This is a genomic window from Actinomycetospora sp. CA-101289 (assembly GCF_050955895.1).
Lineage (GTDB): Bacteria > Actinomycetota > Actinomycetes > Mycobacteriales > Pseudonocardiaceae > Actinomycetospora.
In genome coordinates, this window is the sequence record NZ_CP192093.1 from 3,791,176 (window position 1) to 3,804,461 (window position 13,286).

The 13,286-nt window shown below is 74.7% G+C and carries 12 protein-coding genes; 7 read left to right on the top strand and 5 right to left on the bottom strand.

The genetic code is table 11. The annotated features are described in order from the left end of the window. Positions 1-18 precede the first annotated feature (18 nt). Positions 19-2,394, bottom strand: coding sequence for a xanthine dehydrogenase family protein molybdopterin-binding subunit (locus tag ACQPX6_RS18890; RefSeq protein ID WP_433781961.1), 2,376 nt, complete (start codon positions 2,392-2,394; stop codon positions 19-21). Then, positions 2,391-3,302 carry an FAS1-like dehydratase domain-containing protein gene (locus tag ACQPX6_RS18895; RefSeq protein ID WP_433781962.1) on the bottom strand — a complete coding sequence of 304 codons (912 nt, stop codon included), beginning with the start codon at positions 3,300-3,302 and terminating at the stop codon, positions 2,391-2,393. The genes ACQPX6_RS18890 and ACQPX6_RS18895 overlap by 4 nt, the downstream gene beginning before the upstream one ends. A gap of 156 nt (positions 3,303-3,458) precedes the next feature. Between ACQPX6_RS18895 and ACQPX6_RS18900 the strand changes: the two genes are divergently transcribed. Beyond that, entirely contained in the window at positions 3,459-4,307 is an 849-nt protein-coding gene (locus ACQPX6_RS18900; protein WP_433781964.1) for an SCO6745 family protein, read from the top strand. Positions 4,308-4,310: 3 nt separating this feature from the next. Here the strand turns inward: ACQPX6_RS18900 and ACQPX6_RS18905 are convergent, their stop codons facing one another. Both ACQPX6_RS18905 and ACQPX6_RS18910 read right to left on the bottom strand, forming a co-directional pair. Continuing rightward, positions 4,311-6,365, bottom strand: a complete 2,055-nt coding sequence (locus tag ACQPX6_RS18905) for an NAD(+) synthase (protein WP_433781966.1) — start codon at positions 6,363-6,365, stop codon at positions 4,311-4,313. Between the two features lie 65 nt (positions 6,366-6,430). Continuing rightward, the gene (locus tag ACQPX6_RS18910; RefSeq protein ID WP_433781967.1) at positions 6,431-6,712 is read right to left on the bottom strand and encodes a PspC domain-containing protein; all 282 of its coding nucleotides are present in this window, start codon (positions 6,710-6,712) and stop codon (positions 6,431-6,433) included. Between the two features lie 239 nt (positions 6,713-6,951). On the opposite strand from ACQPX6_RS18910, the gene ACQPX6_RS18915 reads away from it, so the two are divergent. The 5 genes from ACQPX6_RS18915 (at position 6,952) to ACQPX6_RS18935 (ending at position 10,308) form a co-directional block, all read left to right on the top strand. Then, positions 6,952-7,347, top strand: a complete 396-nt coding sequence (locus ACQPX6_RS18915; protein ID WP_433781968.1) for a hypothetical protein — start codon at positions 6,952-6,954, stop codon at positions 7,345-7,347. 181 nt (positions 7,348-7,528) lie between these two features. Further along, positions 7,529-7,984: a hypothetical protein gene (locus ACQPX6_RS18920; protein WP_433781969.1), complete on the top strand. Its 456-nt coding sequence runs from the start codon at positions 7,529-7,531 to the stop codon at positions 7,982-7,984. A 69-nt stretch (positions 7,985-8,053) separates the two neighbouring features. Next, positions 8,054-9,493, top strand: a complete 1,440-nt coding sequence (locus tag ACQPX6_RS18925) for a multicopper oxidase family protein (RefSeq protein WP_433781971.1) — start codon at positions 8,054-8,056, stop codon at positions 9,491-9,493. A gap of 72 nt (positions 9,494-9,565) precedes the next feature. After that, a complete protein-coding gene (locus ACQPX6_RS18930) occupies positions 9,566-9,904 on the top strand; it encodes a hypothetical protein (protein WP_433781972.1) in 339 nt (112 codons plus the stop codon). Between the two features lie 206 nt (positions 9,905-10,110). After that, positions 10,111-10,308, top strand: coding sequence for a hypothetical protein (locus ACQPX6_RS18935; protein ID WP_433781974.1), 198 nt, complete (start codon positions 10,111-10,113; stop codon positions 10,306-10,308). A gap of 14 nt (positions 10,309-10,322) precedes the next feature. On the opposite strand, the gene ACQPX6_RS18940 is transcribed toward ACQPX6_RS18935, so the two are convergent. Next, complete coding sequence (locus ACQPX6_RS18940; protein WP_433781976.1) at positions 10,323-11,747, bottom strand: serine/threonine-protein kinase; 1,425 nt, start codon at positions 11,745-11,747, stop codon at positions 10,323-10,325. A gap of 300 nt (positions 11,748-12,047) precedes the next feature. On the opposite strand from ACQPX6_RS18940, the gene ACQPX6_RS18945 reads away from it, so the two are divergent. Next, positions 12,048-13,244: a fatty acid desaturase family protein gene (locus ACQPX6_RS18945; protein ID WP_433781978.1), complete on the top strand. Its 1,197-nt coding sequence runs from the start codon at positions 12,048-12,050 to the stop codon at positions 13,242-13,244. Positions 13,245-13,286 lie beyond the last annotated feature (42 nt).

Here is a 13,286-nt window from a genome sequence, read left to right on the forward strand (position 1 = left end):
ATCACGCACGTGGAAGGGTCAGTGCTGCGACGCCGGCTCGCCCGCGTACTCCGGGCCCGCGGCCTGGCGCTTGGCCGGGTCCTCGGCGGACGCGCCCTGGATCGCGCGCCACACCGCCTCCGGGGTCAGCGGCATGTCGATGTGCCGCACGCCGAGGTGCGACAGCGCGTCGATCACCGCGTTGTGCACCGCCGGCGTCGACCCGATCGTCCCCGACTCCCCGATGCCCTTGGCGCCGATGGGGTTGAGGTGGGTCGGGGTCTCGGTGTTCGACACCTCGAACGAGCAGAGGTCGGCCGCCGACGGGATGACGTACGAGGCGAGGTTGCCCGAGGTCGGGTTGCCGTCCTCGTCGAACGTCACCCGCTCGAAGAGCGCCTGGGAGATGCCCTGCGCGATGCCGCCGTGCTGCTGGCCGGCGACGAGCATCGGGTTGAGGATGCGGCCCGCGTCGTCGACGGCGACGTGACGGCGCTGGCGCACCATGCCGGTGTCCAGGTCGACCTCGACCACCGCGATGTGCGAGCCGAACGGGAAGCTCGACTGGCCCTGCTTGAAGTCCAGCTCCTGGATCAGCGGGCCGACCTCCCCGCTCTCGGAGCCCGAGCCGTCCTCGGCCGCCGTGGCCACCTGCGACCAGGTGATCTCGCGGTCAGCGATGCCCCGCACGCCGAAGCCGCCGTCGGTCTGCTCTATGTCGTCGACGGACGCCTCGAGCAGGTGCGCGGCGATCTCGCGGGCGCGGGCGACGAGCTGCTCGGAGGCGTTGTGGATCGCGCTGCCGCCGGTCTGCAGCGACCGCGAACCCAGCGTGCCCGCGCCGCTGCGCACCAGCGCGGTGTCGGACTGGACGACCTTGATCTTCTCCATCGGCACCCCGAGCACGCCCGCCGCGAGCTGCGCGTAGGCGGTCTCGTGGCCCTGGCCGTGCGCGCTCGTGCCGGCCATGACGGTGAACGTGCCGTCGGGGTGCGCCTGCGCGGAGCCGAACTCGCCGTCGAGGCCGAGCGGGGCGGTGACCTCGACGTACGAGGCGACGCCGATGCCCAGGGCGGTGTGGCTGCCCTCGGCGCGCCGGCGCTCCTGCTCGGCGCGCAGGTCGTCGTAACCCGCCGCGACCTTGACCGCGTCGAGCGCCTTCTCGTGCTCGGCGTTGTCGTACTCGGCGCCGGTGAGGCTGGTCATCGGGAACGCGTCGGGCTGCAGGAAGTTCATGCGGCGCATCTCGAGCGGGTCGACGCCGATCTCGTCGGCGGCGATGTCGATGATGCGCTCGAGGAGCTGCGTGGCCTCCGGGCGCCCGGCGCCGCGGTACGCGCCGGTGGTCGTGGTGTTGGTGGTGACGCAGCTCCACGTGAAGTCGATGGCGGGGATGTCGTAGACGCCCTGGGCCATCAGCTGCGTGAGGCTCGGCAGGATCGTGCCGACCGACGGGTAGGCCCCGCCGTCGCCGACCACCGTGCCGCGCAGGCCGACGATGCGGCCGTCGTTGCGCACGCCGAGCTCGATGTCCTGCACCTGCGCGCGGCCGTGCACCATCGAGAGCATGTTCTCCGAGCGCGTCTCGGTCCAGCGCACGGGGTGCCCGAGTACCATCGCGGCGCGCGCGGCGATCGAGTACTCGGGGTACGCGGTGGCCTTCGGACCGAAGCCGCCGCCGACGCGCGGGGCGATGACACGGACCTGCTCGGCGTCGAGGCCGAGGTCGCCGGCCAGCGCGTCCCGGGCGCCGTGCGGGGTCTGCACCGAGAGCCACAGCGTGACGCCGCCGTGGGGCTCGCCGGGCACCGCGACGCAGGCGTTGGGCTCCATCGGGACGCCCGCGAGGCGCTGGTTGTAGAAGCGCTCCTTCACCACGACGTCGGCGCTGTCGAAGATGCCCTCGACCGCGCCGGTGCCGGCGCCCGCGATGACGTTGGAGCCGTGCTCCTCGTACACCAGCGGGCCGCCGTCGGCCTGCGCCTCCTCGATGCCGACGACCGGGGGCAGCGGGTCGATGTCGGGGAACACCGACTCGGCGGCGTCGAGCGCCTGGCCCGCGGTCTCGGCGACCACGGCCGCGACGATGTCGCCGACGAAGCGCACCCGGCCGCGGGCCAGCGGCGGGCGCGACATGATCTCGGGGACGACGCCGGGCAGGCCGGGGCGGTCCGCGATCTCGAGGTCGCCGTCGGTGTAGACCCCCACGACGCCCGGACGCGAGCGGGCCTCCTCGACGTCGATCGAGTTCAGCGTGCCGTGCGCGATGGGCGAGCGCACGAAGACCACGTGGTACGAGCCCTCGACCGGCAGGTCCCCGGTGTACTTCTCGGCGCCGGTGATCAGGCCCTGGTCCTCGGTGCGCTTGACCGAGTGGCCGAAGATCGAACCTGAACGGGACGGGGTGATGGTCATCGCCGGTGCTCCTGGGGGTCGAGGGTGATCGTGGCGGTGATCGAGGGAGGCGCCCCGGGGACGCCGCACGCGACCCGGAGGGCGGCGGCAGCGTCGTCGGTGGCGTCGGACGGGGCGGGGTCGGCGAGGTGGTCGGCGCGGACCCGCGCCCCCACGAACACCGGCCGCGCGAGGCGGTAGTCGCACCGGGCGAGGCCCCGACCGGCACGGTGTCGGCGGGGAATCTCGGCCAGCATGAGCGCGAGCAGCGGGCCGTGCACGACGAGACCCGGGTAGCCCTCCACGCCCGTGGTGTACGGGGCGTCGTAGTGGATGCGGTGCGGGTTGTGGGTCAGCGCGCTGAAGCGGAAGAGCAGCGTCTCCGAGGTGGCGAGCTCCACGGCCTCCGGACCCGGCTCCGGCGCCTCGCCGGGAGCTTCGGGGGCGGCGATGCCGCGGGCGCTGCCGGGGGGCTGCGAGCGGTAGACGATGTCCTGCTCCTCGACGACGAGCACGTCGTCATCACGCGCGAACTCGTGGCGCAGGGTCACCAGCAGCATCGCGCCGCTGCGTCCGTGCTTGACGTCCCGGCCGGCGAGCGACGTGGTGCGGCGCAGCGTCTCCCCCACGCGCATCGGCGCGCGCACCTCGAGGCGTCCGCCCGCGATCATGCGGCGTCGGTGCGGCACCGGCGGCAGGAACGTGCCCGCCGCGGGGTGGCCGTCGTCGCCGAGCTCGTCCTGGCGCGGGTGGTCGAGGAAGCCGAACCAGTGCCAGAAGGGCGGCAGCTCCTCGCCCTCGCCGGCGACCGGCGGCAGGTCGAGCAGGCCGGAGAACGCGGCCACCGCCCAGGCCGTCGTCCCGCCCGTCGTCGACTCCGGCGCGGGCGACCAGTCGGCCGTCGCCGCCGCGAGATCGACCTCGCCCACACGTCCTCCTCGTCGCCCGACGGTCGCCCGACCCGGCGAGGTCAGAAGATCAGACCGGGCCGGTGCGCGTCGAGGCCGGGTTCCGGTGGACGGGACGGGCAGGACGGGAGGGGCACCGATTGGACGGGCCACCCCCGCGCGACGACGATCCGCCCCGTGGACACCGACGTCTCCCCGGCCCGCCGGCTGCGCGGCGCGATCGAGCCCCTCGCGATGGTCACCGTGTGGAGCGACGCCGCCGCCCGCGAGCGCGAGGCGGCCGGGCTCGACTTCCTCGCGGGCTACGTCGGCGGCCGCGCCTCGGTGCTCGGCGACGTCGAGGGCGCGGTGGTGGCGGCGACGTTCGGGGTGTTCGCGCCCGGCTTCCTCCAGGACCTGTGGGCGCGGGCGCGCGCGGCGCGGTCGGTCGCCGAGCTGCGCGACGCCCGGGTGCGGGCGGGCGCGCGGGCCCTGCACGACGCCCTCGACGGCGTCGACACCGACGACGTCGAGGCGGTCGTCGGCACGCTGCGCTCGGCGCTGACCGGGGCCGGCGTGCTGGGCCGCCCGCTGTTCGCCGGGCAGGCCGCCCTGCCCTGGCCCGCCGATCCGCACGCACGTCTGTGGCACGCGACGAGCCTGCTGCGCGAGCACCGCGGCGACTCCCACCTCGGCGCCTGCGTCGCCGCCGGGCTGGACGCGATCGAGGTCAACGTGCTCACCGAGCTGTGGGTCGGCTACGGCCTGCTCGAGTACACCGCGACGCGCGGCTGGTCCCCGGACGCGATGGAGGGCGCGGTCGCGCGCCTGCGCGAGCGCGGGCTGCTCGACGGCGGCGCCCTGTCCGACCAGGGCCGGCGGGTGCGCGACGGCGTCGAGGAGGCCACCGACCGCGCGCAGCGGCCGGTGGTCGAGGCCCTCGGCACCGCGCTCGAGCCCCTCGTCACCACGCTCGACGGGTGGTCGGACGCGGTGGTCGCGCGCGGCTGGTTCCCCGACGACCGGGCCAAGCGCGCCGCGGGCTGACCGTCAGGACTCCGGGACGTGGTCCTCGATCTCCTGCAGCCAGATCGTCGCCGACGAGTCCGACGGGGCACGCCAGTCGCCGCGGGGCGAGAGCGAGCCGCCGTGGACGACCTTCGGCCCGTTGGGCTGCGCCGAGCGCTTGAACTGTGCGAACCCGAAGAACCGCTGCGTGAACACCTGCAGCCACCGCCGGATCTCGGCGAGGTCGTAGGCCGCCCGGTCGCCCTCGGGGTAGCCCGGGGGCCAGTGGCCGGCGTCGAGGTCGTGCCACGCGTGCCAGGACAGGAACGCGATGCGCGAGGGCACGAAGCCGTGGCGCAGCACCCAGTAGAGGGTGAAGTCCTGCAGGTCGTAGGGCCCGATCTTCTCCTGGCTCGACTGGATCTCCTGGTCGGAGTCCGCGGGCACGAGCTCCGGGCTGATCTCGGTGTCGAGGACGTCCTGGAGCACCTCGGCGACGTCCTGCTCGAACTGCTCCGAGCTGATCACCCAGCGGATGAGGTGCTGCACCAGCGTCTTGGGCACGCCCGCGTTGACCGTGTAGTGCGACATCTGGTCACCGACGCCGTAGGTCGACCAACCGAGCGCCGCCTCCGAGAGGTCGCCGGTGCCCAGCACGATCCCGCCGCGCTGGTTGGCGGCGCGGAACAGGTAGTCGGTGCGCAGCCCCGCCTGGACGTTCTCGAACGTCACGTCGTACTGGGGCTCGCCCTGGGAGAACGGGTGCCCGAGCTCGCGCAGCATGATCCGCGCCGACTCGGTGATGTCGATCGTCTCGAACGTGCAGCCCAGGGCCTCGGACAGGCGCTGCGCGTTGGACTTGGTGCGCTCGCCCGTCGCGAACCCGGGCAGCGTGAAGGCGAGGATGTCGGAGCGGGGGCGCCCGGCGCGGTCCATCGCGCGGGCGGCGACGATCAGCGCGTGGGTGGAGTCGAGCCCGCCCGACACCCCGATGACGATCTTCGGTCCGCCGATGGCCCGCATCCGCTGCTGGAGGCCCGAGACCTGGATGTTGTAGGCCTCGAAGCAGTCCTGCTCGAGACGGGCGGGGTCGTTGGGCACGAACGGGAAGCGCTCGACGACGCGGCGGAAGCCGATGTCGCCGGTGGGCGGGTCGAGGACGAACTCGACGGTGCGGAACGAGGTCCCGGACGCCTGCTCGTGGCGGCGCCGGTTGTCGTCGAACGTGCCCATGCGCAGGCGCTCGGAGCGGATCAGGCGCAGGTCGACGTCGGCGACGGCGTGCTGCTCGCCGTCCGGGAACCGCTCGGTCTCCGCCAGCAGCACCCCGTTCTCGTGGATGCTGGTCTGGCCGTCCCACGAGACCTCGGTGGTCGACTCCCCCTCGCCCGCCGCGGCGTAGACGTAGGCCGCCGAGCACCGCGCCGACGCCGACTTCGCCAGCAGCTGGCGGTCGTCGGCCCGCCCGACGGTGATGGGGCTGCCCGAGATGTTGGCCAGCACGGTGGCCCCGGCCAGCGCCGCCTCGGCGCTCGGCGGGATGGGGACGAACATGTCCTCGCAGACCTCGACGTGCAGCACCAGGCCGTCGACGTCGCTCGCCGCGAAGAGCAGGTCCGCGCCGAAGGGCACGTCCTCGCCGAGCAACCGGATCGTGCCGGACTCGCCCGCGCCGGACGCCATCTGGCGCGGCTCGTAGAACTCGCGGTAGTTCGGCAGGTAGGTCTTGGGGACGACGCCGAGGACGCGGCCGCGGTGCACGACGACCGCGCAGTTGTAGATGCGGTGGCGGTGGCGCAGGGGCGCGCCGAGCACCAGCACCGGGGTCAGCTCGGCCGACGCGGACACGACGTCGCGCAGGGCGTCGACGACGGCGTCGAGCAGCGTGTCCTGCAGCAGCAGGTCCTCGATCGAGTAGCCCGAGAGCGTCAGCTCGGGGAACACGGCGACGCCCACCCCGTCGTCGTGGCACTGCCGCGCCACCGACAGCAGCGACGCCGCGTTGGCGGCGGGCTCGACGATCGTGGTGCGCAGCGTCGCGGCGGCGACCCGCACGAAGCCCTGGTGGTACACCGAGGTGAAGGGCGGGTGGGGCACGGGCATCCTCCTGGCGTGGCGGCGCGGGCGAGCGTAGATCGCCCGCCCGCGCCGGTCCGCCGGGGTCAGACCGTGCTCGGCGGCTCCGCGGACGGGGCCACCGGGCCGGCGGCGACGCCGTCGGCGCCCTCCTCGGGCACCAGTGCCCACGCGGCCAGGTAGGCGATCAGACCCACCAGGTGCCCGAACACGGCCAGGAGTACCGCGAGGACGCGCACGAGGTTCGGGTCGAGGCCGGTGCGCGCGGCGACGCCGCCGCAGACACCGGCGATCCAGCGGTCGCCGCGGCTGCGGCGGAAGCCGAGGTCGGCGACGGACGCGGCGGGCGTGGACTGCGGTGTGGTCATGGTGTCGAGCCTGCCGCCGGCGCCGGCCCCAGACCTCCGGGTCCGACCCCCGTCCCCCCCCGGATCCCGACCCCGATCCGGGTCCGGGGTCTCCTCGGGGTCGGTCCGGCCCGGTTCGGCGGCCGGAGCCGGGGCACCCTGCGGGACCGAGCCCGTCCCCGCCGCGTCCCGGGAGTTCCGTGTCCCCCTCGTCGAGCCCCCCGAGCCCACCGCGCCCGTCCCCCCGCCGCCTCGCCGTCGTGCCGCCCCCCGCGGACGACGCGGTCGCGCGGTCCGCCGACACGGGCAGGGGCGACCGGCCGGAGCCGTCGTCGCTGGTCCGCGCCGTGGTCGACGAGCTGGTCGAGACCGCGGTGACCATCGGCGAGGACGTCGAACTGGTCCTCGAGGACACCGTCGGCGAGGTCCTCGCCGCCGGGGAGCGGTCGCTGCGCGTGCTGCGCACCGCGACGGAGCGCCTCGAAGCGGGCCACCCGCCGCTCGTGACCGCGGGCGAGACGCTCGCCGCGCTCGGCAGCGAGGCCGCACGGGCCGCCGCCGCCGTGGCCGTCACGTCGGGCTACGCGGGACGCCACGCGGGGCAGCGGGCGGGCACCGCGGTCGGCCGGATCGCGCTGACCTTCGTCCGACCGTGACGGAAGGTCACCCCATCCGGGACATCGATCGACTACTCACTCCTACGGACTAGCCTCCTGCTCCTGATCTGACTTACAGTGAGCGCCTCCGCCGGGACCCCCCGGCGGCCACCACAGATCACGCGGGGCGGAGCGGCGCCGTGGCGCCGAACCCTGTCGACCCCGCAGGAAGGGGGTCGCTGTGCGTACGACCTATCGGGTCCTGGCGTGGATCCTCGCCCTGGAGGTGGTCGTCCAGGCCGCCGCCATCGCGTGGGCCGTCTTCGGCCTGACCGCGTGGATCATGAGCGGCGGGGTCCTCGACGCCGCGGCGATCGAGAGCGAGGGCACCCAGTTCGACGGTGTCGTCGGCTTCATGGTGCACGGCATGAACGGCCAGATGATCGTGCCGGCGGTGGCCCTGCTGCTGCTCCTCGTCTCGTTCTTCGCGAAGCTCCCCCGTGGCGTGGCCTACGCCGGGGCCCTGTTCCTCATGGTCGCCGCGCAGGTGGCCCTGGGGATCTTCGCGCACTCCGTGCCGTCGCTGGGCATGCTGCACGGCGCGCTGGCGCTGGCCATCCTCGTCACCGCCGTGCTCTCGGCCCGCCTCACCGCCACGCCGCGGGCGGCGGCACGCGAGCCGGTCGCGATGGCGTGATCGGGACCTGACGCGATGCTGCGGGCGAGGCGACGGCGGTGGCGCACCGGGGTCCGGACACGGACCCTGGTGGCCGTCGTCGCCGCGCTCGCGGTGCTGGTGCCCGTCGGCTGGATGTGGGCCGACAGCCTCGTGGCCACGCCCTACTCGGTGATGGACATGGGCACGCCGGACCTCGGCGGCGGGCCCGGGGAGCACGCCGCCGGGCACGACATGGCCGGGATGGGCACCCCGGTCGACGCCCTGCGCGAGCCGCCGGGGCCCGCCGACGTCGAGGTGACGCTGGAGGCGCGCGTCGGCCGGGTCACGCTCCCCTCGGGCCGCGTCGTCGAGGGCTACAGCCTCAACGGCACCACGCCCGGGCCGGAGATCCGCGCGGTCCAGGGCCAGGTGGTGCAGGTGCGCCTGGTCAACGCGGACGTGCCCGAGGGCGTCACGCTGCACTGGCACGGCTACGACGTGCCCGCGGGCGACGACGGCGTCGCCGGGGTGACCCAGGACGCCGTGCCCGTGGGCGGCTCGTTCGTCTATCGGTTCCGCGCCGACCAGGCCGGGACGTTCTGGTACCACTCGCACCAGGTGGCCGACCCGCAGGTGCGCGGCGGGCTGTTCGGCGCGCTGGTGGTCACCCCCCGTGCGGGCCTCGGTGCCACCGGCGACGTGCTGGCCGTGGCCCACCTGTACGAGGGCCGCCGGACGGTCAACGGGCTCGACGGCGACGTGGCGGCCCCCGGGGCGCCCGGGTCGCGGGTGCGCGTGCGGGTCGTCAACACCGACAACGGGCCGCTCCAGGCCTGGGTCGGCGGCGCGCCGTACCGCCTGGTAGCGATCGACGGCGTCGACGTCGTCGGTCCGACCCCCACCACCGACGCGCTGTCGGTCACCGCGGGCGCCCGGGCGGACCTCGAGATCGACCTGCCCGCCGACGGGGCGGGCGTGCGCGTGGACCTCGGGGGGTCCGCGGTCACCTTCGGCCGGGCGCTGCCCCCGACGCCACGGCCCGCCGGCCAGCTCGACCCGCTGCACTACGGCACGCCCGCCGCGCTCGGGTTCGACCCGGACGCCGCCGACCGCCGCTTCGACTACGTCATCGGCCGCCGCCCCGGCTTCGTCGACGGCTGGCCCGGGCTGTACTGGACGGTGAACGGCCACCTCTGGCCCGACGTGCCGATGTACGTCGTGCGCGAGGGCGACGTCGTGCGGATGCGCATCGACAACCACAGCGGCGACCTGCACCCGATGCACCTGCACGGCCACCACGCCGTGGTGCTCGCCCGCGACGGCGTGCCGGCGACGGGCAGCCCGTGGTGGGTGGACAGCCTCGACGCCCAGGACGGCCACACGTATGACATCGCGTTCGTCGCCGACAACCCCGGCCTGTGGATGGACCACTGCCACAACCTCGCCCACCCGGCCGAGGGGCTGATGGCGCACCTCGTCTACGAGGGGGTGACGACGCCCTACCGCGTCGGCGAGACGGGTGGCCACACCCACAACGACCCGGAGTGAGACCACCGCCGGACGGCGGGATACTGGCGGGTAACCACGCGGTCCTCCCGGACCGCCGGGAGGTGACCGACCATGACCGCGAGCACCGTGACCATTCCGTCCGACCCGTCCTGCCCGTCCTGGGCGCCCTGGCTGCTCCCCCACGCCACGGCGTGCGCGGAGGCCGTCGCGACGGCCCTGGACCTGCTCGACACGGACGACGTGCGCACCGAGCCCGACGGCGACGGCTTCACCCTGCGCGTCGAGGCCGACCCGCCGCGGGCGGTGCGGGCGCTGCGCTGGTCGCCGGACGCGGGGTGGGAGGCCACCGCCGATCCCGCGCGCCGGCGGGCGCCGCACTGGTGGGCGCTGCCGGTCGAGGTCGACGCCGACCCGCTGGTGCTGTGCGAGGTGCTGCGGGCGTCGGCTTAGCGGTCCGGCCGCACCGGGCCCTCGCCGGTGCGAGCCCCTCGTCCGCACCGGCGGCCCCGGATCCCGGAACGTACCGGCCGGTCACCCCGGCGTGAACCCGGTTGCCGGAGCGCGTGTACGCACAAAGACGTACAGCGCCGCCTCCTGCGCCGGTCCTAGCCTTGCGAGCGGGACGTCCGACGTCGCCGGACGCACGGGAGGGCACCATGCCGGGCCGAGCCGAGGACCACCTCATCCAGGAGCCACGCATCCGCCGGATCGTCCGGCGGCCGCTGTCGCCCTCGGTGCCCGCGCCGCGGCGCGAGGAGACGCCGGCCCCGCGCGTGCCCGCCCCGCGCTCACCGCGGCGGGAGGGCCACCTGGGACACACCCCGGTCGCCGCCCGGCACCACCGGGACGCCTGAGCCCGGGGCTCGTGTCAGCGGCCGTGGCCGCGGGCGCGCCCGTGGGCCCGGCCGGCGCCGTGGTCGTCGCGGTCGTGACCGCGGTCGCGCGCGCGGGCCTGGTCACGCCAGCGCTCCACCCAGCGGTCCCACGACGCCGAGGCCCGGCGCGACGCCTCGCCGTCCCGCCGCGCCCCGGACTCGGACGCGACCTCCTCCACGGGCGTCGACGTCGCCGTCGTCCGCGAGGTGGTGCGCGCCGCGGCGGACGAGGGCGCCGCGGGGATCACGGGCGGTCCGGCCACGGGGACGGGCAGGGCGGCCAAGGGGATGCCGGCCTCGGGGGCGGCGATCGGTGTGGGCTCGACGGTGCCTGCCGGTGAGGCGAGCACCCCGGCGACGCCGGCCGCGCCGAGCACGCCGACCAGCCCGGCACCCACCGCGAGCGCCCGGCGTCCGGGGCGCCACCCGCGGGCGTCGGCGGCGGACGTGGAGGTGGACGGGGAGGCGGACGTGACCGGCCGGGTGCGGGGCGGGGTCGCACGCGCCGCGAGCGCGATCGGCCCGGTGCAGGGCTCGGGGTCGACGACGGCCGGGAGCTCGTCCTCGCCCGCGAGCAGCCGCGCGGCCTCGGCGGCGGCGGGCCGGCGGGCGGGGTCGGCGTCGAGCAGGGTCTGCAGCAGCGGCGTCAGGTGCCCGGCCCGCTGCGTCGGCTGGACCACGCCGGTGGCGACGCGGGAGAGCACCTCGAGGGCGTTGCCGCCCCCGCCCGAGGGCGGCCGGCCCTCGAGCGCGGTGTAGAGCGTGGCACCGAGGGAGAACACGTCGGCCGCGGCGGTGGCGACGCCGCCGCGCGCGAGCTCCGGGGCCATGAAGTGCGGCGTCCCGGCCACGAGCTGGTCGGCGGTGCCCGGGTCGGCGTCGACGACGGCGATGCCGAAGTCGGTGACGGTCACGACGTCGTCCCCGCCGATCATGACGTTGGCGGGCTTCACGTCGCGGTGGACGATCCCGCGGTCGTGCATCGCCGCGAGGCCCTCGGCGATCTGGGCGCCGATGGCGGCGACCCGCGCGGGCGCCAGCGGCCCCTCGCGGTCGAGCAGGTCGGCCAGCGACGGCGCCGCGACGTACTCCATGACGAGGCAGATCTCGCCGTCGAGCTCGACCATGTCGAAGATCGCGGCCAGCCGCGGGTGGTGCAGGCGGGCGGCGACCCGGCCCTCGCGGTGCGCCCGGTCGCGGACCTGGCGGGCGCGGGCGGCGTCGAGGGCCCGCCCGCCGTGCAGGCGCTTGATCGCGACGTCCCGGTCGAGCAGCTCGTCGTGGGCGCGCCACACCGAGCCCGAGCCACCGCGGCCCACCGGCGCGAGCAGGAGGTAGCGCCCCGCCACCCGGCGTCCGGGCTCGATGGTGGCCCGCCCGTCGTCGAGGGCGTTCGGCACCGAGGTCGGTGTCGACATGCCCCTCCTTCCCGCTCGGCCGTGCTCGATCTCGCTCCGTGCACGGCGCGGTCCGCTCCGTGACGGCCTATCGCGGGCCGTGACCGTTCCGTTACCGAGTTCTCACGGCATCCTCGCCGACTCGTCCCGACGGGGGACGGGCGACCCCACCCGGACCCGCGGTGACCGGCGCCACCTCACGGGCGGTGCGCGGGGACACAGCGATCACCGACCCCGCGCGGCCATCGACGCGGTACCGTCGGTATCGGGTACTTCAGGTACTCACAACATCTTCACCCCCCGCTGGAGGGAACCACCGTCATGGCCATCTCGGACGTCAAGGAGTTCACGCACCTGAGCGACGCGGACGTCGCCGCGATCGGGCGCGAGTTCGACGCGATCCGCCGCGACGTCGAGGCGTCGCGCGGCGAGGACGACGCGGCCTACATCAAGGGCGTCATCGCCCTGCAGCGCCGGCTGGAGATCGGCGCGCGGGTGGCGCTCGTGGGCAGCATCCTGCCGCCGCTGTGGATCGCCGGGACCGCCGCCCTGGCCGCCTCCAAGATCATCGAGAACATGGAGATCGGCCACAACGTCATGCACGGCCAGTGGGACTGGATGAACGATCCGGAGATCCACTCGGCCCAGTGGGAGTGGGACAACGTCTGCCCCGCCGAGCAGTGGAAGCACTCCCACAACTACCTGCACCACACGTACACGAACGTCATCGGCAAGGACAAGGACGTCGGGTACGAGATCCTCCGCGTCAGCTCCGACCAGCCGTGGCACCCCTACTACCTGGGCCAGCCGCTCTACAACGCGCTGCTGATGTTCCTGTTCCAGTGGGGCGTCGCGCTGCACGACCTCGACATCGAGGGTGCGGCCAAGATGGACACCGACCCCGAGGAGATGAAGGCCAAGCTGCGCCAGATCGGGCGCAAGGCCGGCAAGCAGGCGCTGAAGGACTACGTGTTCTTCCCGGCCCTGTCCGGCCCGTTCTTCCCGGCGACCATCGCCGCGAACGCGACGGCCAACTTCGCCCGCAACGTCTGGTCCTACGCGATCATCTTCTGCGGGCACTTCCCCGACGGCGCCGAGGTGTTCACCGAGGAGGAGCTCGAGGGTGAGACCTGGGGCGAGTGGTACCTGCGCCAGCTCCTGGGCTCGGCCAACTTCACCGGCGGCAACCTCATGCACCTCATGAGCGGCAACCTCGGCTACCAGATCGAGCACCACCTGTTCCCCGACCTGCCGTCGAACCGGTACCCGGAGATCGCGGTGAAGGTGCGCGAGGTCTGCGAGCGCTGGGACCTGCCCTACACCACCGGGCCGTTCCCGAAGCAGTTCTGGCAGTCGACGCGGTCCATCTGGAAGCTGTCGCTCCCGGTGGCCGGCGAGCTCAAGCGCTTCGTCGACCGCCTGACCGGCCGCGAGAAGACCGTGGCCCCCGCCGACGTCCCGGCCCCCCGCACCGAGACCCCGGCCGAGGCCCGGGTCGCGGAGCCGGTGGCCGCCTGACGCTCTCCACGTGCGTGATCTTCTGAGCTATAGCTCAGAAGA